Genomic DNA, 26,475 nt, shown 5'->3' on the forward strand with positions numbered 1-26,475 from the left:
TCGGGGCCCGGCAAGTGATCGAACACGGCACAGGGAGTGATCGGGAACGGCGTCCGTACGGTCACCCGCACGATCAAGGGAACATGTGTTCTATTCTGTGCTGAGCACTACCGAGGAGGCGCCATGCGCTGGGACAACCTCACCGCGGCCCCGGGGAACCCCGGGGACTTCGGTCACAGCCGGGCCGACGCCGCGCTCTTCGGGGCGGACGCGGTCACCACACGCACCTTCGACACTCCCGAGTTCCGCGGGATCACCTTCCACGAGATCCGGGCCCGCTCGATCATCAACCGGGTGCCGGGCGCCTCGCGCATGCCCTTCGAGTGGACGGTCAACCCGTACCGCGGCTGTACGCACGCGTGCGTGTACTGCTTCGCGCGCAAGACGCACAGCTATCTGGACCTCGACACGGGCATCGGCTTCGACACGCAGATCGTGGTCAAGGTGAACGCCCCGGAGCTGCTGCGCCGCCAGCTGGCCTCACGCCGCTGGCACGGCGAGCACATCGCCATGGGCACGAACGTGGACTGCTACCAGCGGGCCGAGGGCCGCTACCGGCTGATGCCGGGCATCCTGAGCGCGCTGCGCGACCACGCCAACCCCTTCTCGATCCTGACCAAGGGCACGCTGATCCTGCGCGACCTGGACCTGCTCACCCAGGCGGCCGAGGTCACCGACGTGGGCGTCTGCGTCTCGGTGGGCTTCACCGACACCGAGCTGTGGCGCACCGTCGAGCCGGGCACCCCCGCGCCCGAACGGCGCCTGGACGTCGTACGCACCCTCGGGGAGCACGGCATCGGCTGCGGAGTGCTGATGGCACCGGTGATCCCGTTCCTGAGCGACAGGCCGGCCCAACTGCGGGACACCGTAAGGGAGATCGCGACAGCCGGGGCCACCTCCGTCACCCCGCTGGTGCTGCATCTGCGGCCCGGCGCCCGCGAGTGGTTCATGGCCTGGCTCGAACAGCACCACCCGCACCTCGTGCGCCACTACGAGCGGCTGTACGCCGAGGGCGCCTACGCCCCCAAGTGGTACCAGCGCCGGATCACCCGTCAGGTGCACGAGCTGGCACGGGAGTACGGGATCGGGCCGGCGCGCGCGGGAGCGGCCCGCCACATCCAGCCGGCCGAGCCGACGCCACCCCCGATGCCCGAACCGACTCAACTCACGCTCATTTGAGATCGTTCGAGCGCATCACCCGGCCCAATTGGGTCAAGAATTGTCAGAACGCGTTCTTCCGCTAGTTCTTTCCGGGACGATGCGGCGAGCACCGCGAGACCGCGGTGCGCAGCCTCTCCGTCCTGGGAGGACTTATGAGAAGAAGCGCCGCCGTGCTGTGCGGTGCCGCCGTCGTCATGGCCGGATCCCTCACGGCCGTCCCCGCCGACGCGAGCACGCCGCATCCCGCCGCCGCATCCGCCGCATCCGCCGCCAAGGTCACCTGGAAGAAGTGCGGCACCGCCAGTTATCCGACCCTCCAGTGCGGGTCCTTGAAGGTGCCGCTCGACTACAGACATCCGTCCGGGAAGAAGATCACGCTGGCGCTGTCCCGCGTCCCGCACACCGCCAAGACCTACCAGGGCCCCCTGCTGGTCAACCCCGGCGGTCCCGGCGGCAGCGGCCTCTCGCTCGCCGGTTTCGTCGCCTCCTCCCTGCCCAAGGAGGTCGCGGCCCAGTACGACGTCATCGGCTTCGACCCGCGCGGCGTGGGCAGGAGTTCCCCGGCGCTCGACTGCAAGCCGGGTTCCTTCAACCCCGTGCGCCCGGACTCGGTGCCGAACACGCCCACGATCGAGAACGCCAACCTCGCGCGCGCGAAGTCCTTCGCCGCCGCCTGCGGCAAGAAGTACGCGAGCGTGCTGCCGCACATCAACACGGTCAACGCGGCGACCGACATGGACTCGATCCGCCGGGCCCTCGGCGCGAAGAAGATCAATTACTTCGGTTACTCCTACGGCACCTACCTCGGCGCGGTGTACGCCAAGCTCTTCCCCGAGCGGGTGCGCCGGCTGGTCCTCGACTCGATCGTGGACCCGACGGGCGTCTGGTACGAGGACAACATCCAGCAGGACTACGCCTTCGAGGGCCGTCAGCAGGCCTTCATGGCGTGGATCGCGAAGCACGACTCGACCTACAGGCTGGGCACGGACCCGGCGAAGATCGAGGCCAAGTGGTACGCGATGCGGGCGGCGCTCGCCAAGAAGCCCGCGGGCGGCAAGGTCGGCGCCTCCGAACTGGAGGACACCTTCATCCCGGGCGGCTACTACAACGGCTACTGGCCCTACCTCGCCCAGGCGTTCGCGGCGTACGCGAACGACAAGAAGACCGCGCCGCTGGTCGAGGCGTACGAGAACTTCGCCACCGTGGACGCCTCCGGCGACAACGGCTACAGCGTCTACACCTCCGTGCAGTGCCGTGACACCTCGTGGCCGCGAGACTGGCGGCAGTGGCGCAAGGACAACTGGGCCGTGTACGCCAAGGCGCCGTTCATGACCTGGAACAACGCCTGGTACAACGCGCCCTGCGCCTTCTGGCCGGTCTCCTCCAAGCGCCCGGCGAACGTCGCCAACAGCAAGCTGCCGCCGGTGCTGCTGTTCCAGGCGACCGACGACGCGGCCACCCCGTACGAGGGTGGTGTCACGGTGCACCGGCTGCTGCGGAACTCCAGCCTGGTGGTGGAGCAGGGCGGCGGCAACCACGGCATCACCCTGAGCGGGAACGCCTGCCTGGACAAGTACCTGGCGACGTACCTGACCAAGGGCAAGGTGCCGCGCGGGCACGGTGTCGCGGACGCGGTGTGCCGGCGGCTGCCCGACCCGAAGCCGCTGAGCGCGGCGGCGGCCGCCGCGGCCGCCTCCCCGTCCGGTGCCTCGCGCGGGGCGGCGCTGCACGACCTCGTCCGCTTCCGCGGCTGAGCGGCCGAACCGGCTACCCCGGGTCGCCGCAAGCGGTCTGACGGTCCGTCGGGGGCGGTGACCGGTTCATGGTTGCCGGACGCATGGTCCACCATGGACTCATGAGCGAGCCAACCAGGATTCCCGCCCCCGACGGGGTCGCCCCCGCCGCGCACTACTCCCATGTCGTCATGGGCACCGGCCGTTTCGTCGCGATCTCCGGCCAGGTCGCCCTGGACGAGAACGGCGAGCTCGTGGGCGAGGGCGACCCGGACGCGCAGGCCCGGCAGATCTTCGAGAACCTCCGCCACTGCCTGGCCGCCGCCGGCGCGACCTTCGACAACGTCGTCAAGTTCACCTACTTCCTCACGGACACGGCCCACCTCCCGGCGATCCGCGCCGCCCGCACGGCCCACCTGGCCGACGACCGCCTGCCCGCCTCCTCGGCCGTCCAGGTCGCGGCCCTGGTCCGCCCCGAGTTCCTGATGGAGGTCGAGGCGTTCGCCGTACTGCCCGAGTGAGGTGTTCCCGTCGCACCGCCCGAGTGACCCGGGTGAGGTGTCAACGCGCGGGCGGGCCCGGCCGTCGGGGCCCACGTGCGGCCGCCGGAGCCGTCCGCGTGCTCCCGCGGGTCCCGGCCGCTCACCCGGACTTCGGGATGCGGGCCAGGGCGTCGACCGCCGCCTGTGCCAGGGCCGGATGAGCGAGGGCCTCGGTGAGGACGGGGCGGGCCCGGACGTCGCCCAGCGTGCCCAGGCCCTCCACACAGGCCAGTGCCACCCGGCGGTAGGGGTCGTCCGGGCGGAGCCGGCGTTCCAGCGTGGTGATCAGGGCGGGCACGGACTCGGGGGCCCGCAGCTCCACCAGCAGCCGTACCGGATGCAGCGCGTAGGCGACCCGCAGCTCGTTGGTGGCCAGGGCCGCCGCGGCGCGGGCGGTGCGGGGATCGCCGAGCCGGGCCAGCGCGTACGCGGCACCGACGCAGCGCGGCGGGTCGCGGTGGTTCAGCAGCAGCACCAGGGACTCGAAGGCCCGCCGGTCCCCCGCGAGGCCGAGGCGGAACGCGGCCAGCTCCCGGGCCCACAGGGGCTGCCCGGGAGCCGTGAGCACCTCGGCCAGCTCGCCCGGGTCCCGGGTGGCCACCAGATGCTCGTACGCCGCCGATCCGCCCGTCTCCTGCCGTATGCGCTCCGTGAGCGATCGCAACTCTTCGTCCACGAAGGCCAGCCTAGGATCGTGGCCCGCCACGCGGGACGTACATCACAAACTCGAGGAGACTCAGGGGGGTGGCGCGCTCGTTACCCACCGGTTAAGCTCATACGAGCGAGGCACCCTCTCGCACCCTCTCGCAGTGGCCTGGTGACGCAGCCACCGCGAGTGTTGTCGGTTCGGTACCCCGAGTACCGCAGTACGACCCGGCTTCGGGACAGAGCCGGTCGGCTCCGCCGGCTGCCGGGCGCACAGGCGCCCGCGGCGAACGGCACCGGGCGTGTGCGCATTCGGCCCGGCAGCACCCGCAACCCCTTCCTTCCGCACCCGTTGCGCCCGTCGGCGCATCCGGGGCGCGTTCCCAGTCGTCACTCTCATTCCTGGAGTCCCGCGATGGCCACTCCCCTCTCCGACATCTCCCTGTCCCCGCTGAAGACGATCGCCGTCGTCGGCCTCGGCACCATGGGCACCGGCATCACCGAGGTCCTGGCCCGCGCCGGCCGCGAGATCGTCGGCATCGACATCAGCGAGGCGGCGGCCGCCAGGTGCGTCGCCGCCCTGGAGAACTCCACCGCCCGCGCCGTCGAACGCGGGCGCCTGACCGACCGGGAGCGCACGGACGCGCTCGCCCGCGTGCGCACCTCCACCGACCTGGCCGCGGCGGCCGACGCCGACCTGGTCATCGAGGTGGCGCCGGAGTCGTACGAGACCAAGCAGCAGATCCTCCGGGAACTGGACGGCATCGTGCGGCCGGGGGCGATCCTGGCCACCGGCACCAACGCCCTGTCGGTGACCCGCCTGGCCGCCGACTCGGCCCACCCGGAGCGGGTGCTCGGCCTGCACTTCTTCAACCCCGCGCAGGCCATGAGGCTGGTCGAGATCGTCTCCTCGGTGCTGACCGCCCCGCAGGCCGTCGAGGCGGTCACCGACCTCGCCCTGGAACTGGGCAAGGAGCCCGTCGCGGTCGGCGACCGGCCCGGATTCGTCGCCGACGGGCTGCTGTTCGGCTACCTCAACCAGGCCGCGGCGATGTACGAGGGGAGGTACGCCACCCGCGAGGACATCGACGCCGCGATGCGGCTCGGCTGCGGACTGCCGATGGGCCCGCTGGCGCTGCTCGACCTGATCGGCGTCGACACCGCGCGCACGGTCCTGGAGGCCATGTACGCCGAGTCGCGCGACCGGCTGCACGCCCCGGCGCCGATCCTGAAGCAGCTCAGCGAGGCCGGTCTGACGGGCCGCAAGGCGGGCCGCGGCTTCTACACCTACGAGGCCCCGGGCAGCGGCACCGTCGTGCGGGACGCGCTGACCCCGCCGGCCGGTGACGTCCTCGCCCCCGGCCGCCCCGTGCGCTCCGTCGGCGTCGCCGGCTCGGGCACCATGGCCTCCGGCATCGCCGAGGTGTTCGCGAAGGCCGGGTACGAGGTCGTGCTGGCCGCCCGCAGCGCGGAGAAGGCACAGGCCGCCAAGGCCCGTATCGGCAAGTCGCTTTCACGCTCTGTCGACAAGGGCCGGCTGACCGCCGAGGCCGCCGCGCAGACCCTGGACCGGATCACGGCGACCGGCACCCTCGACGACTTCGCGGAGGTGGACCTCGCCGTCGAGGCCGTCGCCGAGGACCTGCCGGTCAAGCAGCAGCTGTTCGCGGCGCTGGACAAGGTCTGCAAGCCGGGCGCGATCCTGGCCACCACCACCTCCTCGCTTCCCGTGGTCGCCTGCGCCCGCGCCACCTCGCGCCCGCACGAGGTGATCGGCATGCACTTCTTCAACCCGGCGCCCGCGATGAAGCTGGTCGAGGTCGTCCGCACGGTGCTGACGGAGGACGACGTCCACGCGACGGTCCGCGAGGTCTGCGTCAGGATCAAGAAGCACGCCGTCGACTGCGGGGACCGCGCGGGCTTCATCGTCAACGCCCTGCTGTTCCCGTACCTCAACAACGCGGTCAAGATGGTGCAGGAGCACTACGCGTCCCTGGACGACATCGACGCGGCGATGAAGCTCGGCGGTGGTTACCCCATGGGCCCGTTCGAACTGCTCGACGTCGTCGGCCTGGACGTCTCGCTGGCCATCGAGAAGGTCCTGCACCGCGAGTTCCGCGACCCGGGCCTGGCCCCGGCACCGCTCCTGGAGCATCTGGTGGCCGCGGGCTGCCTCGGCCGCAAGACCGGCCGCGGCTTCCGCGAACATGCCCGGCGCTGACCGGCCCGGCGACCGGTTCGCGGACGGGCGGGAGTGGGGCGGCCTGCTGGAACCGGCGACCGCTCCCCCGCCCACCGAGGACGGAGGAACCCGGGGACGTGCGCGCCGGGCTGCGCGGATGCAGTACGTTCGGGTCATGCCCCAGCCCGCCAAGTCCACACGTACACCCGCCACGCCCGACGCGCCGGAGAGCGCCGCCGGCTCCCGCGCGGCCGCCCAACGGCTCAAGATGCGCCGGGAGCTGGCGGCCGCCGCGATGGAGCTGTTCGCGACCAAGGGGTACGAGGCGACCACGGTCGACGAGATCGCCGCGGCGGCCGGGGTCGCCCGCCGCACCTTCTTCCGGCACTTCCGTTCCAAGGAAGAGGCCATCTTCCCCGACCATGACGACACCCTGATCCGCGCCGAGGCCGTCCTCAACGCGGCCCCCGCGCACGAGCACCCGCTCGACACGGTGTGCCGGGGCATCAAGGAAGTCATGAAGATGTACGCGGCGCAGCCGGAGATCTCGGTCGCCCGCTACAAGCTGACCCGCGAGGTGCCCACGCTGCGCGAGGCGGAGATCGCCTCGGTGGCCCGCTACGAGCGCCTGTTCACGCGTTATCTGCTGGGCCACTTCGACGAGCGCGTGCACGCCGACGACGCCAACGACGACCCGCTGCTCGCGGAGGTCGCCGCCTCGGCCGTGGTCACCGCGCACAACCACGTGCTGCGGCGCTGGCTGCGGGCCGACGGCCAGGGAGACGTGGAGGCGCAGCTCGACCACGCCTTCGCGATCGTGCGCAAGACGTTCGGCACCGGGATCGGGGCCGGCCGCGCCGCGGCGCCCGCGTCCGGCTCCGCGCCCTCGGCGGCGGTGTCCCAGCAGGGCGAGGTACTGGTGGCGGTCGCCCGCACCGACGCCCCGCTGGAAGAGGTCATGCGCACCATCGAGGAGGCGCTGAAAGAGCGCTGAAGAGCCTCGCGGCCACGAGAGAGCCGCGTACCGCCTCACGACCGCGAGGGGCCACGTACCGCCTCACGGCCACGAGTGCCACGTCACCGACGGCCACCCCACGGGGTGGCTGTTTTTGCATGTCGGAGCCCCTTTTCACCCGTCTCGGCACTGCCATTCGATCGATCATCGCTCATTTGTTGCGTAAAGTTTTCGTCTGAGCGAGAATTCTGGCACTCAGCGCCTTGCACGGTGACACGCGGTGTCATACGTTGAAGGTGTCCGGGCGGCCGGCGCGCGGAGAACCGCACGCACGCCGGCTGTCCCAGCAAGCCGATGGCGGCTCGCACGCCCGGACGCCTGCGTCACAGGCAACCTCCCGCGCCACAAAGCGCTGCCGAAGCCCCACCCGCCGAACCGACGGCACCCGGCCGGACCGACGGCCCCCCTCACCGCCCCTCAGCAGCACCGACGTAACCCTCAGCGCCCCTCCCTCAGGGCGCTCGACGCCGGAGGCAACACCGTGACCGTGAAGGACATCCTGGACGCGATCCAGTCGCCGGACTCCACGCCCGCCGACTTCGCCGCCCTGCCACTGCCCGAGTCGTACCGCGCGATCACCGTGCACAAGGACGAGACGGAGATGTTCGACGGGCTCTCCACCCGCGACAAGGACCCGCGCAAGTCCCTGCACCTGGACGAGGTGCCGCTGCCCGAGCTGGGCCCGGGCGAGGCCCTGGTGGCCGTCATGGCCTCCTCGGTCAACTACAACTCGGTGTGGACCTCGATCTTCGAGCCGCTGTCGACGTTCGGCTTCCTGGAGCGATACGGCCGCACCAACGAGCTGGCCAAGCGGCACGACCTGCCGTACCACATCATCGGCTCCGACCTGGCCGGCGTCGTCCTGCGCACCGGCCCCGGCGTCAACGCCTGGCAGCCCGGTGACGAGGTCGTCGCGCACTGCCTGTCCGTCGAACTGGAGTCGAGCGACGGCCACAACGACACGATGCTCGACCCGGAGCAGCGCATCTGGGGCTTCGAGACCAACTTCGGCGGCCTCGCCGAGATCGCGCTCGTCAAGTCCAACCAGCTGATGCCCAAGCCCGGCCATCTGAGCTGGGAGGAGGCCGCCGCCCCCGGCCTGGTCAACTCCACCGCCTACCGCCAGCTGGTCTCCCGCAACGGCGCCGGCATGAAGCAGGGCGACAACGTGCTCATCTGGGGCGCGAGCGGCGGACTCGGCAGCTACGCCACGCAGTTCGCCCTCGCCGGCGGCGCGACCCCCGTCTGCGTCGTCTCCAGCGACCAGAAGGCGGACATCTGCCGCGCCATGGGCGCCGAGGCGATCATCGACCGCACCGCCGAGAACTACAGGTTCTGGAAGGACGAGCACACCCAGGACCCCAAGGAGTGGAAGCGCTTCGGCAAGCGCATCCGCGAACTCACCGGTGGCGAGGACGTCGACATCGTCTTCGAGCACCCCGGCCGCGAGACCTTCGGCGCGAGCGTGTACGTCACCCGCAAGGGCGGGACCATCGTCACCTGCGCCTCCACCTCGGGCTACACCCACGAGTACGACAACCGCTACCTGTGGATGTCCCTGAAGCGCATCATCGGCTCCCACTTCGCCAACTACCGCGAGGCCTGGGAGGCCAACCGCCTGATCGCCAAGGGCAAGATCCACCCGACGCTGTCCCGGGTCTACTCCCTGGAGGACACCGGGCAGGCGGCGTACGACGTGCACCGCAACCTGCACCAGGGCAAGGTCGGCGTGCTGTGCCTGGCGCCCGAGGAAGGCCTGGGCGTGCGCGACGAGGAGATGCGCGCCCGGCACATCGACGCCATCAACCGCTTCCGGAACATCTGAGAGGCGCACATGAGTGAGCGTCAGACACCGCGGGCGCACGCGGACAGAGACCGGCCGTGGCTCATGCGCACCTACGCCGGCCACTCCACGGCCGAGGCCTCCAACGAGCTGTACCGGCGCAACCTCGCCAAGGGCCAGACCGGTCTGTCGGTGGCGTTCGACCTGCCGACGCAGACCGGCTACGACGCCGACCACGTCCTCGCCCGCGGCGAGGTCGGCCGGGTCGGCGTGCCGGTCGCGCACCTCGGCGACATGCGCCGGCTGTTCCAGGACATCCCCCTGGAGCAGACGAACACCTCGATGACGATCAACGCCACGGCCATGTGGCTGCTGGCGCTCTACCAGGTCGTCGCGGAGGAGCAGGGCGCGGACATCACCAAGCTCCAGGGCACGACCCAGAACGACATCGTCAAGGAGTACCTGTCCCGCGGCACCCATGTCTTCCCGCCGGGCCCGAGCCTCCGGCTCACCACGGACATGATCGCGTACACGGTCTCCCACATGCCCAAGTGGAACCCGATCAACATCTGCAGCTACCACCTCCAGGAAGCCGGCGCCACGCCGGTGCAGGAGATCGCGTACGCGATGTCCACCGCGATCGCCGTCCTGGACGCGGTGCGCGACAGCGGCCAGGTGCCGCGGGAGCGCATGGGCGATGTCGTCGGCCGCATCTCCTTCTTCGTGAACGCGGGCGTCCGCTTCGTCGAGGAGATGTGCAAGATGCGGGCGTTCGGCCGCGTCTGGGACCGGATCACCCGCGAGCGGTACGGCATCGAGGACCCCAGGCACCGCCGCTTCCGCTACGGCGTCCAGGTCAACTCCCTCGGCCTGACCGAGGCGCAGCCGGAGAACAACGTCCAGCGGATCGTCCTGGAGATGCTGGCCGTCACCCTCTCCAAGGACGCACGCGCGCGTGCCGTGCAGCTGCCGGCCTGGAACGAGGCCCTCGGCCTGCCCCGGCCCTGGGACCAGCAGTGGTCACTGCGCATCCAGCAGGTGCTGGCGTACGAGTCCGACCTGCTGGAGTACGAGGACATCTTCGAGGGCTCGAAGGTGGTCGAGGCGAAGGTGGCGGAGCTGGTCGAGGCGGTCCTCGCCGAGATCGAGCACATCCAGGAGCTGGGCGGCGCGATGGCCGCCGTGGAGTCCGGTTACCTGAAGTCGCAGCTGGTCGCCTCGCACGCCGAGCGCCGGGCCCGGATCGAGTCGGGCCGGGAGAAGATCGTCGGCGTCAACATATTCGAGGGCACCGAGCCGAACCCGCTCACCGCCGATCTGGACACCGCGATCCAGACGGTCGACCCGGCGGTCGAGGCCCGCGTGACCGACTCGCTCCGGCACTGGCGCGACACCCGCTACCAGCCGCCGTTCAACCACCCGCGCCCCTGCAAGGCGCTGGAGCGGCTGAAGGAGGCGGCCAAGGGCGCCGGCAATCTCATGGAGGCCACGCTGGAGTGCGCCCGCTCGGGTGTCACGACCGGCGAGTGGGCCGGCGCCCTGCGCGAGGTGTTCGGCGAGTTCCGGGCGCCCACCGGGGTGTCCTCCGCTCCGGTGACCGTGACCGCCGAGGAGGGCTCGGCCCTGTCGGAGGTGCGGCGCAAGGTGGACGCCACCGCCCGAGACCTGGGCGTGGGCAAGCTGCGCTTCCTGGTCGGCAAGCCGGGCCTGGACGGACACTCCAACGGCGCCGAGCAGATCGCCGTACGGGCCCGCGACGCCGGGTTCGAGGTGGTCTACCAGGGCATCCGGCTCACCCCCGAGCAGATCGTGGACGCGGCCCTCGCCGAGGACGTGCACGCGGTCGGCCTGTCCATCCTGTCCGGCTCGCACGCCCAACTGGTGCCGGACGTGCTGGAGCGGCTGCGCGAGGCCGGCGCGGCCGACATCCCGGTGATCGCCGGCGGGATCATTCCGAACGGTGACGCCGAGCAGCTCAGGGCCGCGGGAGTGGCCGCGGTCTTCACCCCGAAGGACTTCGACATCACCGGGATCATCGGCCGTATCGTCGACGAGATCAGGAAAGCCAACAAGCTCGACCCCTTGGAGGTCCCCGCATGACCAGCCCCGCTCCCCAGGTCGACCGCCTGCGTCCGCGGCGCTCCTGCCTGGCCGTACCGGGCTCCAACCCCCGTTTCCTGGAGAAGGCGCAGGGCCTGCCCGCCGACCAGGTGTTCCTGGACCTGGAGGACGCGTGCGCGCCGCTGGCCAAGCCGGAGGCGCGGCACACCATCGTCAAGTTCCTCAACGAGGGCGACTGGACGGGCAAGACCAGGGTGGTCCGGGTCAACGACTGGACGACCGAGTGGACGTACCGGGACGTCGTGACGGTGGTCGAGGGCGCGGGCCAGAACCTGGACTGCATCATGCTGCCGAAGGTGCAGGACGCCCAGCAGGTCGTGGCGCTCGACCTGCTGCTGACGCAGATCGAGAAGACCATGGGCTTCGAGGTGGGCCGCATCGGCATCGAGGCGCAGATCGAGAACGCGCGGGGCCTGAACAACGTCAACGAGATCGCGCAGGCCTCCGAGCGCGTCGAGACGATCGTCTTCGGCCCCGCCGACTTCATGGCGTCGATCAACATGAAATCGCTCGTCGTGGGCGAGCAGCCGCCCGGCTACCCGGCGGACGCCTACCACTACATCCTGATGAAGATCCTGATGGCCGCGCGCGCCAACGACCTCCAGGCGATCGACGGCCCCTACCTTCAGATCCGCAACGTCGACGGCTTCCGGGAGGTGGCGGGGCGGGCCGCCGCCCTCGGATTCGACGGCAAGTGGGTGCTGCACCCCGGCCAGGTGGAGGCCGCGAACGAGGTCTTCTCGCCGTCCCAGGAGGACTACGACCACGCGGAGCTGATCCTGGACGCGTACGAGTACTGCACGTCCGAGGCGGGCGGCAAGAAGGGCTCGGCGATGCTCGGCGACGAGATGATCGACGAGGCCAGCCGCAAAATGGCGCTGGTCGTCGCGGGCAAGGGCCGCGCGGCGGGCATGCGGCGCACCAGCACGTTCGAGATCCCGGAGGGCTGAGCGGCATGCAGTTCGGACGAACTTTCGAGGAGTTCGAGGTCGGGGCGGTCTACAAGCACTGGCCGGGCAAGACGGTCACGGAGTACGACGACCACCTGTTCTGCCTCCTGACCATGAATCACCACCCGCTCCACATGGACGCCAACTACGCCGAGAAGACGACCGACTTCGGCAAGAACGTCGTCGTGGGCAACTACATCTATTCCCTCCTGCTCGGCATGTCCGTCCCGGACGTCTCCGGCAAGGCGATCGCCAACCTGGAGATCGAGTCGCTCAGGCACGTGGCGCCGACCTTCCACGGCGACACGATCTACGGCGAGACGACCGTGCTCGACAAGCGGCCGTCGGCGTCGAAGAGCGACCGCGGCATCGTCCACGTCGAGACCAGGGGCTACAAGCAGGACGGCACGCTGGTGTGCACCTTCCGGCGCAAGGTGATGGTGCCGACCGAGACGTACACCAAGGAGCGCGGCGGCGAACAGCCGGGCCGCCCGGAGCCGAACGTCCCTTCGGAAAAGACGGAGAAGTAGGCCATGGCCCGACTCGCCCAGACCGCCGGTCTGACGGACGTGCAGCAGGAGATCGTCTCCACCGTCCGTGACTTTGTCGACAAGGAGATCATCCCGGTCGCGACCGAGCTGGAGCACCGCGACGAGTACCCGCAAGCGATCGTGGACGGCCTGAGGGAACTGGGCCTGTTCGGTCTGATGATCCCCGAGGAGTACGGGGGCCTGGGCGAGTCGCTGCTGACGTACGCGCTGTGCGTGGAGGAGATCGCCCGCGGCTGGATGTCGGTGTCCGGCATCATCAACACGCACTTCATCGTCGCGTACATGCTCAAGCAGCACGGCACGCGTAAGCAGAAGGACCACTTCCTGCCCCGGATGGCGGCCGGCGACATCCGCGGCGCCTTCTCGATGTCGGAGCCGGGCCTGGGCTCCGACGTGTCGGCGATCACGTCGAAGGCGGTGAAGGACGGCGACGAGTACGTCCTGACCGGCCAGAAGATGTGGCTGACGAACGGCGGTACGTCGTCACTCGTGGCGGTCCTGGTCAGAAGTGACGAGGGCCACCCCGAGGGCACCGCGCCCCACAAGTCCATGACGACCTTCCTGGTGGAGAAGGAGCCCGGCTTCGGCGAGGTCCGCCCCGGACTGACCATCCCCGGCAAGATCGACAAGATGGGCTACAAGGGCGTCGACACCACCGAGCTGATCATGGACGGGCTGCGCGTCCCGGCCGACCGGGTGCTCGGCGGCGTCACCGGCCGCGGCTTCTACCAGATGATGGACGGCGTCGAGGTCGGCCGCGTGAACGTGGCGGCCCGGGGCTGCGGCGTCGCCCAGCGCGCCTTCGAGCTCGGTGTGGCCTACGCCCAGCAGCGCCACACCTTCGGCAAACCGATCGCCCAGCACCAGGCCATCCAGTTCAAGCTGGCGGAGATGGCCACCAAGGTCGAGGCAGCCCATGCCATGATGGTGAACGCGGCCCGCAAGAAGGACTCGGGCGAGCGCAATGACCTCGAGGCCGGCATGGCGAAGTACCTGGCCTCCGAGTACTGCAAGGAGGTCGTGGAGGACGCCTTCCGTATCCACGGCGGCTACGGCTTCTCCAAGGAGTACGAGATCGAGCGCCTGTACCGTGAGGCACCCATGCTGCTCATCGGTGAAGGCACCGCCGAGATCCAGAAAATGATCATCGGCCGCAGGCTGCTCGAAGAGTATCGGTTCCAGGGCTGAATGTCCGGCTACGGGGTGTTTTCTTCGAGAAGAAGATCACACCCCGTCAGCGGTGTTCGGCTGCCGACTCGGCAGCTCGGCTTACCCAGTTGTGGCCCTTAACCGCTACGATCGCGGAAAGCCGCCGTCCCCCGTCGAAAGCGCGGCATCATCCGCTACGAAGGTCATCCATGCCCCACAGCCAAACCTCTGCACATCGTGACAGCCTGGCCGGCGTACGCCTTGCGCGCGGAGCATCGCCGTGGCTTCTTCCGACCGTCGCCACCGCAGCCGTCAGCCTTCTCCGCGCCCGCCGCTCGGGTGCAGCCAAGGCCGTAGCCGTTCCCGCCACCGCGCTGGCGGCGGGGATGCTGTGGTTCTTCCGCGACCCCGAGCGCGAGATCGCCCAGGGCCGGGTCATCTCGCCCGCCGACGGTGTGGTGCAGAGCATCATGCCGTGGAAGGACGGCCGCACCCGCGTCGCGATCTTCATGAGCCCGCTGAACGTCCATGTCAACCGTGCCCCGCTTTCCGGCACGGTCACCTCGGTCGAGCACGTCCCCGGCGGGTTCGTTCCGGCTTTCAACAAGGAGAGCGAGAACAACGAGCGGGTCGTCTGGCACTTCGACACCGAGCTCGGCGACATCGAGATGGTCCAGATCGCCGGCGCGGTGGCCCGCCGCATCGTCCCCTACATCCCGTCCGGCACCAAGGTCGAGCAGGGCGAGCGGATCGGTCTGATCCGTTTCGGTTCGCGCGTCGACCTGTACCTGCCCGAGGGTGTGGACGTCGCGGTCGAGGTCGGCCAGAAGACCGTGGCTGGGGTGACTCGCATTGACCGTGATTGATCCCGAGACCCAGGCCGGCTGGGTGCCGGAGGCGGACGAGGTGGACGAAGAGGAGGAGATGCCCCTCTCGTTGCGCCTGTCGATAGCGGACACCCTCACCCTGGGCAACGCGACCTGCGGCTTCATGGCGGTGTACTTCACCACCACCGGCATCCTGATCCCGCACCTGACCGGCAACGACGAGTCGGCGGGCATGGCCCGGCACAGCGCCGCCACGGCGGTCATCCTGATGCTGTGCGCGGCGGTCTTCGACCTGTTCGACGGTCTGGTCGCGAGGAAGCTGCGCTCCTCCCCCATGGGCGCGGAGCTGGACAACCTCTCCGACCTGATCAGCTTCGGCCTGGCCCCGGCGTACTTCGTCCTCGTCTACGGCATGGTCGCGGACGACGCCCACCAGAGGGTGGCGGCCCTCGGCGCGATCGTGGTGTTGCTGGCGGTGGTCCTCCGGCTCGCGAGATTCTCCTGCGTGACGCTGAAGGACGGCATGTTCCAGGGCATGCCCTCTCCCTTCGGCGCGTTGACGGTGGTCTCGATCGTCCTCCTCGAGCTGCCCTTCGTGGCCACGCTGCTGGCCATCCTCGGCACCGCGTGGCTGATGGTGAGCCGCGTGGAGTACCCGAAGCCGAGGGGCCGCCTGGCGGTGGCCATGCTGTCCTGGATCGTCCTGTCCATGGGCCTCCTGGCAGCCTGGGCCTTCGACGCCCCGAGCGGCCAGCTCCTCCTCCAGACCGGTTGCGCCCTGCAACTGGTCATGGGCGCGGTGATCCCCCTGTTCGCCACGGCCCGCCGAGTGAACAACTTCCGCGACAACCGCCGCGAGGCACGGGCGGCCCAGCCGTAGCGCTCCGCTGCGGCCGCCGCATGGGAAGGGCCCCGAACCGTGAGGTTCGGGGCCCTTCCCATGTTCTTGTTACGGGTGTTCTTGTTACGGGACACGGCCGGGCCTCCGAGGGGGGACGGGATCGTGGGCGGAGGGGGGCACGAGGGCGGGGGGAGGTGTCGAGTAGGCCGGTGGGGGTGTGGGTGCAGGGGCAGGGGGCGCATCCCAGCCAGGGCCGCGGGGCCGCGGGGCCGCTGGGCCGCTGGGCCGCTGGGCCGCTGGGCCGCTGGGCCGCTGGGGAACGTCTCAGCCGGGGCCGCAGGGTGGCCGCCTGGGTGGGGCGGGACGCTGGGGCGAAAGGGGCGGAGCCTCGGCGGGGTGCAGGGGCAGAGCCCCGCTGGGGTGCAGGGGCGGAGCCCCGCCGGGGTCTGGGGCGGAGCCCCAGGGGACGGTCACCTGAGCCCCACCGAGCCGGGCAGGCGGGCGAGCAAAGCACCCGGGGCACAGCCCCGCCGGGGTCTGGGGCACAGCCCCGCCGGGGTCTGGGGCGAAGCCCCGCCGGGGTCTGGGGCGGAGCCCCAGGGGACGGTCACCTGAGCCCCACCGAGCCGGGCGGGCGGGCGAGCAAAGCACCCGGGGCGCAGCCCCGGCAGGGCGCAGGGGCGCAGCCCCAGGGAACGCCCCGTCACACCGACCCAGCCGGGCAGGCCCCCGCCCCGTCACCCCAGACAGTCACCCCAGACAGTCACGCCCGATCCGCTCAGCCACCTGCTCAAGGATCCGCCCCGCATCCGCAATGCACTTCGCCACGTCCGGCTCGACCTCGGTCAGGGCATACGCCCGCCGGATCCCCGCACGCTCCAGAACCTCCGGCTCCAGCGCCAGCCGCCCACAGACCGCGACGACATCCTTCCCCGCCGCCCGCGCCGCCGCCGCGACCCCGGCCGGAGCCTTCCCGTGCAGCGTCTGCTCGTCCAGGGAGCCTTCACCGGTGATCACCAACGAGGCCCGCTCCAGCGCGGGGGCGAACCCCAGCACATCGAGCATGACCTCGATCCCCGCCCGGAACCGCGCCCCGAGCAGCATCGCCCCGAACCCGATACCACCTGCCGCACCCGCCCCCGGCGACGCCGCGTACTCGGCCGCCCGGTTCCCGACCCCGTCCACTCCCTCCAGCACCTTCGCGAAGTGTGCGAGCGCAGCGTCCAACGTCGACACGTCCTCCGCCGAGGCGCCCTTCTGTGGCCCGTAGACCGCCGGCGCGCCCTTCGGCCCGGTCAGCGGATTGTCGACGTCGCTCGCGAGCACCAGCTCCACCGCGGCGAGCCGCGGGTCGAGCCCGGACAGGTCCGCCCGGACGAGTTCCGCCAGCCCCCCGCCGCCGGGCGGAATCGGCTCCCCGTCCGCGTCCAGGAACCGCGCCCCGAGCGCGGCCAGCATCCCCGCGCCCCCGTCCGTCGTCGCGCTCCCGCCGACGCCGAACACGATCGTGCGCGCCCCCGCGTCCAGCGCGGCCCGCAGCAGCTCCCCGGAGCCGTACGTGGACGCCGTGAGCGGCGCGAACACACCGGTCGGCAGCCGCTGCAACCCGCTGGCCTCGGCCATCTCCACGACCGCCGTGTCGCCGCGCAGCGCGAACGCGGCCGTCACCTCGTCCCCGAGGGGACCCGCGACCCGTACCTCCCGGCGCTCGAACCCGGCCGCGACCGCCGCGTCCACGGTCCCGTCGCCGCCGTCGGCGACGGGCAGCGCCTCCACCTCCACGTCCGGCACGACCCGGCGCAGCCCCGCCGTCACGCGCTCGGCGACCTGCACGGCCGTCAGCGAGCCCTTGAACTTGTCCGCGGCAACCAGCACCCTCCGGGTGCCTCGCACTGCAGCGTCCGCCACCTTGACATCCCCTTGCTCTCCGGGGCCCCGCACGTCAGGGCCAGTCGCGCCGCTGCGACCTTAACCGGCGACCGCCCCCGCCGTCATGCCCCGCCCGGACCCTGAGAAGCCCCTGACGTGCTGGTGAACCCCGAGGGCGTGCCCGTGAACCTCGAGCGGCCGCCCCCGGAATCCGGTAGACCGGTTCCCATGACCGCTGTGGACACCGCCGTGGACACCGGACCAGCGCTCGCCGACCGCATCCTCGGCGGCTGGCTGGGCCGGATCGCCGGCAACATGCTCGGCAAGCCGGTGGAGCAGGGCGACGTGTGGACGCGCGACCGCATCGACCGCTACCTGCGCGCCGCCGACGCGCTGCCGCTCACCGACTACCTGCCCGAGCCGGCCGGCGACGACGACCCGCCGCTGCGCCCCGAGTGGCGGAGCTGCGTCCGCGGCCGCATCCACGGCAGCTGCCGCGACGACGACGTCGACTACGCGATCCTGGGCCTCGACCTCCTGGAGACGCACGGCTTCGGCTTCATCACCGAGCAGGTCGGCGAGCTGTGGCTGCGGCGCCTGCCGTACCTTCAGACGTTCACCGCGGAGCGGGCCGCGTACCGCAATCTCGCGAACGGGCTCAAGCCGCCCCTGACGGCCACGTACGACAACCCGTACCAGGAGTGGATCGGCGCCCTGATCCGCGCCGACATCCACGGCTGGACCAGCCCCGGCGACCCGCGCCGCGCCGCCTTGCTGGCCCGCCGCGACGCGGTGCTGTCGCACACCGGCAAGGGCGTCTACGGCGCCATGTGGGCGGCGGCACTGATCGCGGCGGCCTTCACCGCGCCCACCGTCCGCGCCGCCGTCGACACCGCGCTCACGGTGATCCCGGCCGGCAGCCGTCTGGCCCGCACGGTGCGCCGGGCCCTCGCCCTGCACGAGGCCGGCCTGCCCTGGGAGGACGCGCTCGACACGCTCGCGGAGGAGACCGCCGGTCTCGGCTGGATCCACACCGTGCCGAACGCCGCCGTCATCACGTCCGGCCTGCTCTACGGCGGAGGCGACTTCACCCGTACCATCGCGCTGACCGTCCGCGGCGGCCTGGACACCGACTCCAACGGCGCGACGGCCGGCTCGGTGGCCGGCGTCATGACGGGTGCGGCGTCCGTCCCCGCCCAGTGGAAGGACCCCCTCGAGGACACGGTCCGCAGCGCGGTCTTCGGCTTCGACGGCGTCAGCATCGGCGAACTCGCCGAGCGCACCCTGTGTCTGGCCCGCCTCGACGCCTGACAGGACCGCACCCGCAGGACCCGCTTCCCGCCCGCTCCTGCAACGGCATGGTGCGTTCCGTCCGCCCTCATCGCACTTCTCCACAACATGGACACACAGCGGTCACCAATCCGCACCACACCCGGACTCTCGCCCCGCGGGCCGGGATCCTGGTCCGGCAACGGCTCCACCAGCCCTGACCGTCGCGAGAAACCAGGAGAACACCATGACTCTCATCCGTGTGCGCCGAGGCTCGGCGCTGCTGTCCACGACCCTGCTCGCGGTCCTCGGCCTGGCCGGCTGCGGCGGCTCCGGCGAGAAGGCGCCCGCCGCCGGCTCCGCGCCTTCCGCGACCGCCTCACAGGGGGGAGCCGCCCCCTCCGCTCCGTCGAAGAAGGCCCCGGCGGACCCGTGCGCGCTCATCTCCCTTCAGGAGGCCCAGGAGCTGGGAGGCACGTCCGTCGAGGGGCAGAAGAGCGAGGACACCGCGGGCGGCTGCAGATACACCCACGAGGGGGTACCGATCGCGTCCACCATCCAGGGGGACGAGGCCCGGCAGTTCATGGACGACATGCTCCGGGCAGCCGACCGCAAGCCGCTCACCGGCATCGGCGACGAGGCGACCGCCTACGACGACAAGGACCACGGAACGTTCGGGCTCCTGTTCCGCACGTCGGGCACCTGGGTCGCGATGACCGTGGTGGCGGACCGGGCCGACAACGACCGGCGCCTGGAGGAGCTGGCCCGCAAGGTCGCCGCCCGGATGTGACCACGCCGGACGCCGGTCCCGGTGCCCCGGGCGCGGGACCGGCGACGCGGTGCGTCGCACCGGCTGCCACGAGGCTCGTTACCCTTCTTGGATGACCACCGCGGACTACGCCACGTACATCGCCGGCCTTCCCCGGGTCCTCGCCGCTGCCGCCTGCGTCTTCCATGACGCGGAGGGCCAGGTGCTTCTCGTCGAGCCGAACTACCGGGACGGGTGGACGCTGCCCGGCGGCACCGTCGAATCCGACGACGGGGAGACTCCGCGCCAGGGCGCGCGCCGCGAGACGCTGGAGGAGATCGGGCTCGACCGCGAGCCGGGTCGGCTGCTCGTCGTGGACTGGGTGCCCGGCACCGCACGGCCGCCGCTGGTGGCGTACCTCTACGACGGCGGGTTCCTCACCGACGACGACCTCAAGGCGATCCGCCTCCAGGAGGAGGAACTGCTGTCCTGGCGCCTGGTCGCCCGCGACGAACTCGCCGCCCACCTCCCGGGTGCCCTGGGCCGCCGCGTCCTGACCGCCCTCGACGTCCTGACCGACGGCACGGGCACGGCGGAACTGGAGAACGGCCACCGCCCCGGATGACCACCGGATGACCCAGACCGGGCCCGGGCGAATATCCGTTCGCCCGCCCCGCCCCTCCGCCCTACCCTCGGCCCCATGACCAAACCCCTCGTCGCCATCCTCAGCGGAGCCGGTATCTCCACCGATTCCGGAATCCCTGATTATCGCGGCCCGAACGGGCTGTGGCGGCGGGATCCCGAGGCCGAGAAGCTCGTGACCTACGAGTACTACATGGGTGATCCGGAGATCCGGCGGCGGTCCTGGCAGATGCGGCGGAAGAACCGCGCGCTCACGGCCGAGCCGAACGCCGCGCACCGGGCCGTGGCCCAGCTCGAGCGGGCCGGGGTGCCCGTCCGGGTGATCACACAGAACGTCGACGGCCTGCACCAGCTCGCCGGGATGCCCGCACGCAAGGTGCTGGAACTGCACGGCAGCGTGCGCAGTGTGGTGTGCACGCGGTGCGGGGCGCGCGGCCCGATGGAGGACGCCCTGGAACGGGTGGCGGCCGGCGAGGAGGACCCGCCGTGCCGGGAATGCGGCGGCATCCTGAAGTCGGCCACCGTGATGTTCGGCGAGCGCCTCGATCCGCAGGTGCTCGGGGAGGCCGTAGCCATCACCAAGGCATGCCAGGTCTTCATCGCCGTCGGCACCAGCCTCCAGGTCCAGCCCGCCGCCAGGCTCGCCGGCGTGGCCGCCGACCACGGGGCACGGCTGATCATCGTCAACGCCGAGCCGACCCCGTACGACGATCACGCCGACGAGGTGATCCGCGAACCAATCGGCACAGCCCTGCCCCAACTTCTGCGTCGACTGAGCCCGGAGAGTAAATAATCCCTTTAGGTTTCTGGTTCCGGCGGGCCGCACTTTGCGGTTGGCATCATTGCCGACTCTTCAGCGCGACGGCGTCAGTCAGAACGAGTCCGATCCCCGAAACGCGAAGAAGGAGTCGAGGCGATGACGAAGTACCTCATCTCGTTCCCCAGTGCCGCCATGGTCTTTCCCGACGAGGATCTGCAGTCCGTCTCGGATGCGGCTCACGCGGTCGTGAAGGAGGCGAAGGACGCCGGCGTGTGGGTGTTCGGTGGTGGCATCGACGAGAGCGTGCCGCCTGTCATGGTCGGTGGCGACGGGACTGTGACCGAGGGCACCTACGATCAGACGAGGCACATCGAAGGCGGCTACGCGGTGCTGGAGCTGTCCACCCGCGAGGCGGCGTTGGAGTGGGCAGCGAAGATCGCGGTCGCCTGCCGATGCGCGCAGGAGGTACGCGCCTTTCAGTACGACCCCGACAGCTGACCGGCAATCGCCTCCACCGACGCAGCGGACAGATCGAGCTCAAGCCATCCGAGCGAGCCGCCGTTTCATCGTCCGGCGGTATTGGCGGATGCGGGTTCGCCGACCTCGCCGGCAGCGCGCCACCATCGGTATGGGGACCAGCGGTCGACGTCAGCTGCAGAGACCCGACTCTGTTGTGTTGCACCCACCGATGCCTTGCGATTCCGGCATCCCTGACTACCGCGGCCCGAACGGGCTGTGGCGGCGGGATCCCGAGGCCGAGAAGCTCGTGACCTACGAGTACTACATGGGCGACCCGGAGATCCGGCGGCGGTCCTGGCAGATGCGGCGGAAGAACCGCGCGCTCACGGCCGAGCCGAACGCCGCGCACCGGGCCGTCGCCGAGCTGGAGCGGGCCGGGGTACCGGTCAGGGTGATCACACAGAACGTCGACGGCCTGCACCAGCTCGCCGGGATGCCCGCCCGCAAGGTACTGGAACTGCACGGCAGCGTACGCAGTGTGGTGTGCACGCGGTACGGGGCGCGCGGCCCGATGGAGGACGCCCTGGAACGGGTGGCGGCCGGGGAGGACGACCCGCCGTGCCGGGAATGCGGCGGGATCCTGAAGTCGGCCACCGTGATGTTCGGCGAGCGCCTCGACCCGGCGGTCCTCGGCGAGGCCGTAGCCATCACCAAGGCGTGCCAGGTGTTCATCGCCGTCGGCACCAGCCTCCAGGTCCAGCCGGCCGCCGCACTCGCGAGCGTGGCAGCCGACCACGGAGCACGGCTGGTCATCATCAACGCCGAGCCGACACCGTACGACGACATCGCCGACGAGGTCGTGCGGGAGCCGATCGGTACGGCGCTTCCCACGCTGCTGCGCGGGCTGCGCGACGGCTCGCACAGCGGCTAGAAGAGGGCCGTTCCCCGTTCGAAGTCCAGCAGGCGCTGCTTTCTGGGCAGGCCGCCGCCGTAGCCGGTGAGGCTGCCGCCCGCGCCGATCACGCGGTGGCAGGGGACGATGATGCCGATGGGGTTCTTGCCGTTGGCGAGGCCGACCGCGCGGGAGGCGCCCGGGCTGCCGAGGGCGGTGGCGAGTTCGCCGTAGGAGCGGGTCTCGCCGTAGGGGATCTTCCGCAGCTGGTCCCAGACCGTGCGCTGGAACGGGGTGCCGTGCAGGCGCAACGGGACGGTGAACTCCTTCAGTTCGCCCGTGAAGTAGGCCTCCAGCTGGTCGACGGCCTCGCCGAAGGGGCCGTCGTCGGGCTCGCCGAAGGACTCCTCGGGCGGGCGGTGGCGCTGATCGGTCATGTACAGGCCGCACAGGACGCCGTCGTCGGCGACGAGGGTGAGCAGGTCGTAGGGGCTGTCGATCACGGTGTACTGCTTCATGGCGGAACGTCCTCAGACGGGAAGGAAGTTGATCGGGTGGCTGTCGGTCGCCCACAGATACTGCACGGCGTACGCCCGCCAGGGCCGCCAGGCCGCCGCGCGGGCGGTGAGCGCGGCCGGGGTGGACGGCAGGCCGAGTTCCCGTGCCGCGCGCCGGATGCCGAGGTCGGTGGGGAGGAAAGCGTCCGGGTCGCCCAGGGCGCGCATGGCGATGACATCGGCGGTCCAGGGGCCGAATCCGGGGAGTGCCAGAAGGCGGGCGCGAGTCTCCTCCCAGTCGCTTTCCACGCCCAAGTGGAGTGTTCCGTCCGCGAGTTGACCGGCCAGGGTGAGCAGTGTCGTACGACGGGTGCGGGGCATCGCCAGCGACTCGGGATCGAGGGCGGCCAGTGCCTCGGGGGCGGGGAAGAGGTGGGTGAGACCGCCTTCGGGGTCGTCGACGGGCTCGCCGTGCACGGCGGCCAGGCGGCCCGCGTGGGTGCGGGCGGCGGCCGTGGAGACCTGCTGGCCGAGCACGGCCCGCAGCGCGAACTCGCCCTCGTCCACGGTGCGCGGCACGCGCCGGCCGGGGGCCTTGTCGACCAGGGGCGCGAGGAACGGGTCGGTGCGCAGTTGGTCGTCGATGGCGACCGGGTCGGCGTCCAGGTCGAGCATGCGCCGGCAGCGGCTGATGGCGACCGGAAGGTCCCGCAGGTCGCCGAGGGTGAGGCGGCAGGCGATGTGGTCCGGCTTCGGGGTCAGCGTGGCGATCCCGTGGCCGTAGGGCAGGCGCAGGGTCCTGCGGTAGGCGCCGTCGCGCCACTCCTCGACGCCGGGTACGGCGGTGGCCGCGAGGTGACCGAAGAGGTTGTCCGGGTTGAGCGGGGCGCGGAACGGCAGGCGCAGAGAGAGGGCACCGGGGGTTCCCGGGGAGCCAGGGCTGCCCGGGGTGCCGGGAAGTGCGCCGGGCTCGTTGGGTCGCCGAGGAGCGCGGGTGCGCAGTCCGCTGGGCGACAGGGCGAACACCTCGCGCACGGTGTCGTTGAAGGTGCGGATCGAGGAGAAGCCGGCGGCGAAGGCGATCTCCGCCATGGGCAGGGCGGTGGTCTCGATCAGCAGCCGGGCGGTCTGGGCGCGCTGGGCGCGGGCGAGCGCGAGCGGTCCGGCGCCGAGTTCGGCGCGGAGCTGGCGCTCGATCTGGCGGGTGCTGTAGCCGAGGCGGGCGGCGAGTCCGGGCACGCCCTCGCGGTCGACGACTCCGTCGGCGATCAGCCGCATCGCGCGGGCCACGGCGTCGGCGCGCTGGTTCCACTCCGGTGAGCCGGGGCTGGTGTCGGGGCGGCAGCGCTTGCAGGCCCGGAAGCCGGCCTGCTGGCAGGCGGCCGCACTCGGGTAGAAGGTCATGTTCTCCGGCTTGGGCGGCACCACCGGACAGCTGGGCCGGCAGTAGATGCGGGTGGTCAGGACGGCGGTGAAGAACCAGCCGTCGAACCGCGCGTCCTTGGACTGGACGGCGCGCACACAGCGCTCCCGGTGGGTGTACATCCCTTTCTGCATGCGTCCAGCATCCGGCACCGGGCGGCCCGGGGCTGGCGGGAATCCGACATCGACCTCGCGTGTCCTGCGTCCGTGGCGATCGTGTCCTGGGTCCGTGGCGATCGGATCGAGCCGTGGCGATCGCTCCGTGGCGATCGTGTCGACCCGTGGGGATCGCCCTCGGAGGGACGAGGCTCTCCGGCGCTCCGGAGGCATGAAGACGATCCTGGAGGCATGGAGCAGCAGCCGCTCGTCACCTTCGGGCACGGTACGGCGGACCGCGAGCGCCTCACGGAGCTGATCCGCGCGGCGGGGATCGCCGCCGTGGTGGACGTCAGGACCGCGCCCGGAAGCCGCCACAACCCGGACGTGGGCCGGGAGAGGCTGCTGCGGTGGCTGCCCGAGCGCGGGACCGCCTACCGCTGGGAACCGCGACTGGGCGGATTCCGCACAGTGCCTCCGGACTCGCCGGACACCGTCTGGCGCAACGAGGCCTTCCGCGGTTACGCCGCACACACGCGCACGGGCGAGTTCCTCGACGCGATCGCCCGGCTCCTCGACGAGGCCGCGCGGCGGCGGACGGCCGTCATGTGCGCGGAGGCGGTCTGGTGGCGTTGCCACCGCCGTGTCATCGCCGACTTCGTGGTGCTCGCCCGCGGACGGCCCGTCGTGCACCTGATGCACGACGGCCGGCTCGTCCCCCATCGGCTCGGCGAGGGAGTACGTCTGCGCGAGGACGGACTGCTCGTCCACGACAGCCGGCGGTCCTCGGACCGGCCCGAAGAGGGACGTGCACGGCCCGACGACGGAACCTAGGGTGGGGGATGCAGGTCTGGAGGGTGGAGAGGGACCAAGGACGGTTCTGAACCATGAGGGATGTACATCGGCTCGAGCCCGTCTCGGCGAACCTGGGCAGCGGCACCGTGCTCGCGGCGTGGGAGCGGTTCGTGCAGGGCGAGGACCACGTCCCGGACGTCCGGCCCCTGGTGGCGATCTCCTGGCACCGCTGCCGGGAGCAGTACCGGGTGGATCCCCACCTCACGCGGGCCCCGGTGGCCGTCGCGGAGCCCGACCACACGCCCGAGCACGACGTCGTGTTCGCCGAGCTGGGTTTCCGTGCCGCCTCCGTCGCCCATGAGGTGGGCGGCCTCGGCGGCGTCGTCACCGTCACCGACGCCGCCGGCAGGATCCTGGCCGAGTGGGGTGACCAGGCCACGCTCGCCCGGGCCGGCGAGGCCAATCTGGCGCCCTGGTTCTGCTGGTCCGAGTGCGCGGTCGGCACGAACGGCATGGGCACGGCGCTGGAGGCGCACGGACCGGTACCGATCAGGGGCGCGGAGCACTGGTGCCAGGCGTTCCACGACTGGGTCTGCGCGGGCGTCGCGGTGCGTGACGTGGTGACCAAGGACCCGATCGCGGTCATGACCATCTGCTGCTGGCGCAGCCCGCTGCCCGCGTCCGCGAGCGGCTGGCTGGCGAACGCGGTCACCATGACCCAGTACCCGTTGAAGAGGCGCGCCCGGGACAGCGGCGCCGAGCTGGTCGCGGCCTGCACGCAGGCCAGGGCGCGCTCCGGTGCGGCGCTCGCCGCGGTGGACACCGCGGGCAAGGTGGTGATCGCCGACGACATGGCGAGCGTGCTCCTGGGCGTCCCCGCCTGCACCCCGGCGGTCGACCCCACATTGCGCTGGAAGCCCGGGCTGCCGGAGCTGATCGCGGCCGCCCGGTACGCCACGGGGCAGGCGGCCCACAATCCCGACTGGGTCGGCTCGACGCAGATCTTCGCCCATCTCGCCGACGAGCCGACGTCGATCGGCATCCGGCCCGTCTTCTCGTCGGGGCGCCTGATCGGGCACCTGGTCTCGTTCGGTGCCTCCGACGGGGCGCAGGTGCCGCAGGTGGAGGGACCCGCGCATCCTCGGGTGCCGCCGCGCCGGCTGGTCGCGGTGCGCGACAACCGGCTGGTGCTGCTGCGGCTGCCGGAAGTCTCCTTCGCCGAGTCGCGGGGCAACGACGTGTGGCTCTCCACCGATCAGGGGCGGCTGCGGGCCGCCTCCGTGAGCCTGGACAAGCTCGACAGTGAGCTGGCGGACGCCGGATTCCTGCGGGTGCACCGCCGGTATGTGGTCAACCTCGGCCGCATCCGGGAGATCGAGCGCGGGCTCAAGGGCGAGCTGTCCCTGGTCATGGACGGCCGGACCAGCGAGATGGTGCCGGTCTCCCGGCGGAACGCGCCGGCCGTGCGTCGCGCGCTGGACCTCTGAGTCCCCCGGCACCACCGCTGTTCCCGGAAGGAGGGTCCC

General features: G+C 71.2%; 24 protein-coding genes. 20 read left to right on the forward strand and 4 right to left on the reverse strand.

Annotated elements, in window-relative coordinates:
• Positions 1-123: 123 nt before the first annotated feature.
• From TNCT6_RS04495 to TNCT6_RS04505, 3 genes are all read left to right on the forward strand, one after another.
• The gene (locus tag TNCT6_RS04495; RefSeq protein ID WP_141356789.1) at positions 124-1,179 is read left to right on the forward strand and encodes an Rv2578c family radical SAM protein; all 1,056 of its coding nucleotides are present in this window, start codon (positions 124-126) and stop codon (positions 1,177-1,179) included.
• Positions 1,180-1,313: 134 nt separating this feature from the next.
• Positions 1,314-2,915 carry an alpha/beta hydrolase gene (locus TNCT6_RS04500; RefSeq protein WP_141356791.1) on the forward strand — a complete coding sequence of 534 codons (1,602 nt, stop codon included), beginning with the start codon at positions 1,314-1,316 and terminating at the stop codon, positions 2,913-2,915.
• Positions 2,916-3,016: 101 nt separating this feature from the next.
• Positions 3,017-3,415, forward strand: coding sequence for a RidA family protein (locus tag TNCT6_RS04505; protein ID WP_141356793.1), 399 nt, complete (start codon positions 3,017-3,019; stop codon positions 3,413-3,415).
• A gap of 121 nt (positions 3,416-3,536) precedes the next feature.
• Here TNCT6_RS04505 and TNCT6_RS04510 read toward each other — a convergent pair whose 3' ends face one another.
• Complete coding sequence (locus TNCT6_RS04510) at positions 3,537-4,112, reverse strand: adenylosuccinate lyase (protein ID WP_141356795.1); 576 nt, start codon at positions 4,110-4,112, stop codon at positions 3,537-3,539.
• A 384-nt stretch (positions 4,113-4,496) separates the two neighbouring features.
• Here TNCT6_RS04510 and TNCT6_RS04515 point away from each other — a divergent pair, with 384 nt between their 5' ends.
• From TNCT6_RS04515 to pssA, 9 genes are all read left to right on the forward strand, one after another.
• A complete protein-coding gene (locus TNCT6_RS04515) occupies positions 4,497-6,302 on the forward strand; it encodes a 3-hydroxyacyl-CoA dehydrogenase family protein (protein ID WP_141356797.1) in 1,806 nt (601 codons plus the stop codon).
• A 136-nt stretch (positions 6,303-6,438) separates the two neighbouring features.
• The gene (locus TNCT6_RS04520; protein WP_253266023.1) at positions 6,439-7,257 is read left to right on the forward strand and encodes a TetR family transcriptional regulator; all 819 of its coding nucleotides are present in this window, start codon (positions 6,439-6,441) and stop codon (positions 7,255-7,257) included.
• 508 nt (positions 7,258-7,765) lie between these two features.
• On the forward strand, positions 7,766-9,103 hold the full coding sequence (ccrA, locus tag TNCT6_RS04525; RefSeq protein ID WP_172633178.1) for a crotonyl-CoA carboxylase/reductase: 1,338 nt from the start codon (positions 7,766-7,768) through the stop codon (positions 9,101-9,103).
• Positions 9,104-9,112: 9 nt separating this feature from the next.
• Positions 9,113-11,161, forward strand: coding sequence for a protein meaA (locus TNCT6_RS04530; RefSeq protein ID WP_141356803.1), 2,049 nt, complete (start codon positions 9,113-9,115; stop codon positions 11,159-11,161).
• Positions 11,158-12,132, forward strand: a complete 975-nt coding sequence (locus TNCT6_RS04535) for a CoA ester lyase (protein ID WP_141356805.1) — start codon at positions 11,158-11,160, stop codon at positions 12,130-12,132. Before TNCT6_RS04530 ends, TNCT6_RS04535 begins: the two co-directional genes overlap by 4 nt.
• 5 nt (positions 12,133-12,137) lie before the next feature.
• The gene (locus TNCT6_RS04540; RefSeq protein WP_141356807.1) at positions 12,138-12,662 is read left to right on the forward strand and encodes a MaoC family dehydratase; all 525 of its coding nucleotides are present in this window, start codon (positions 12,138-12,140) and stop codon (positions 12,660-12,662) included.
• A 3-nt stretch (positions 12,663-12,665) separates the two neighbouring features.
• Positions 12,666-13,871, forward strand: coding sequence for an acyl-CoA dehydrogenase family protein (locus tag TNCT6_RS04545; protein ID WP_141356810.1), 1,206 nt, complete (start codon positions 12,666-12,668; stop codon positions 13,869-13,871).
• A gap of 170 nt (positions 13,872-14,041) precedes the next feature.
• The gene (locus TNCT6_RS04550) at positions 14,042-14,698 is read left to right on the forward strand and encodes a phosphatidylserine decarboxylase (RefSeq protein WP_141356812.1); all 657 of its coding nucleotides are present in this window, start codon (positions 14,042-14,044) and stop codon (positions 14,696-14,698) included.
• A 22-nt stretch (positions 14,699-14,720) separates the two neighbouring features.
• Positions 14,721-15,539 (forward strand): CDP-diacylglycerol--serine O-phosphatidyltransferase, encoded by an 819-nt coding sequence (pssA, locus tag TNCT6_RS04555; RefSeq protein ID WP_100566767.1) that lies wholly within the window; start codon positions 14,721-14,723, stop codon positions 15,537-15,539.
• Positions 15,540-16,250: 711 nt separating this feature from the next.
• Here the strand turns inward: pssA and TNCT6_RS04565 are convergent.
• A complete protein-coding gene (locus TNCT6_RS04565; RefSeq protein WP_141366093.1) occupies positions 16,251-17,393 on the reverse strand; it encodes a glycerate kinase in 1,143 nt (380 codons plus the stop codon).
• 204 nt (positions 17,394-17,597) lie between these two features.
• Here TNCT6_RS04565 and TNCT6_RS04570 point away from each other — a divergent pair, with 204 nt between their 5' ends.
• The 6 genes from TNCT6_RS04570 (at position 17,598) to TNCT6_RS04595 (ending at position 22,178) form a co-directional block, all read left to right on the forward strand.
• On the forward strand, positions 17,598-18,680 hold the full coding sequence (locus TNCT6_RS04570) for an ADP-ribosylglycohydrolase family protein (protein WP_141356814.1): 1,083 nt from the start codon (positions 17,598-17,600) through the stop codon (positions 18,678-18,680).
• A gap of 205 nt (positions 18,681-18,885) precedes the next feature.
• Positions 18,886-19,428 carry a DUF3558 family protein gene (locus TNCT6_RS04575; protein WP_141356816.1) on the forward strand — a complete coding sequence of 181 codons (543 nt, stop codon included), beginning with the start codon at positions 18,886-18,888 and terminating at the stop codon, positions 19,426-19,428.
• 91 nt (positions 19,429-19,519) lie between these two features.
• The gene (locus TNCT6_RS04580; RefSeq protein WP_141356818.1) at positions 19,520-20,011 is read left to right on the forward strand and encodes an NUDIX hydrolase; all 492 of its coding nucleotides are present in this window, start codon (positions 19,520-19,522) and stop codon (positions 20,009-20,011) included.
• A 75-nt stretch (positions 20,012-20,086) separates the two neighbouring features.
• A complete protein-coding gene (locus tag TNCT6_RS04585; protein WP_141356820.1) occupies positions 20,087-20,821 on the forward strand; it encodes a Sir2 family NAD-dependent protein deacetylase in 735 nt (244 codons plus the stop codon).
• A 123-nt stretch (positions 20,822-20,944) separates the two neighbouring features.
• Positions 20,945-21,286, forward strand: coding sequence for a YciI family protein (locus tag TNCT6_RS04590; RefSeq protein ID WP_141356822.1), 342 nt, complete (start codon positions 20,945-20,947; stop codon positions 21,284-21,286).
• A 190-nt stretch (positions 21,287-21,476) separates the two neighbouring features.
• The gene (locus tag TNCT6_RS04595; RefSeq protein WP_141356824.1) at positions 21,477-22,178 is read left to right on the forward strand and encodes a Sir2 family NAD-dependent protein deacetylase; all 702 of its coding nucleotides are present in this window, start codon (positions 21,477-21,479) and stop codon (positions 22,176-22,178) included.
• Here TNCT6_RS04595 and TNCT6_RS04600 read toward each other — a convergent pair.
• Positions 22,175-22,657 (reverse strand): methylated-DNA--[protein]-cysteine S-methyltransferase, encoded by a 483-nt coding sequence (locus TNCT6_RS04600; protein WP_141356826.1) that lies wholly within the window; start codon positions 22,655-22,657, stop codon positions 22,175-22,177. The two genes, TNCT6_RS04595 and TNCT6_RS04600, sit on opposite strands and share 4 nt — an antisense overlap.
• A 12-nt stretch (positions 22,658-22,669) precedes the next feature.
• Positions 22,670-24,193, reverse strand: a complete 1,524-nt coding sequence (locus tag TNCT6_RS04605; protein WP_141356828.1) for an AlkA N-terminal domain-containing protein — start codon at positions 24,191-24,193, stop codon at positions 22,670-22,672.
• 213 nt (positions 24,194-24,406) lie between these two features.
• Between TNCT6_RS04605 and TNCT6_RS04610 the strand changes: the two genes are divergently transcribed.
• Both TNCT6_RS04610 and TNCT6_RS04615 read left to right on the forward strand, forming a co-directional pair.
• On the forward strand, positions 24,407-24,988 hold the full coding sequence (locus TNCT6_RS04610) for a DUF488 family protein (RefSeq protein WP_141356829.1): 582 nt from the start codon (positions 24,407-24,409) through the stop codon (positions 24,986-24,988).
• Between the two features lie 53 nt (positions 24,989-25,041).
• Complete coding sequence (locus TNCT6_RS04615; protein WP_141356831.1) at positions 25,042-26,436, forward strand: DNA-binding protein; 1,395 nt, start codon at positions 25,042-25,044, stop codon at positions 26,434-26,436.
• The last annotated feature ends 39 nt before the right edge of the window (positions 26,437-26,475 follow it).

It is taken from the genome of Streptomyces sp. 6-11-2 (assembly GCF_006540305.1).
In the GTDB taxonomy this organism is placed as follows: Bacteria; Actinomycetota; Actinomycetes; order Streptomycetales; family Streptomycetaceae; genus Streptomyces.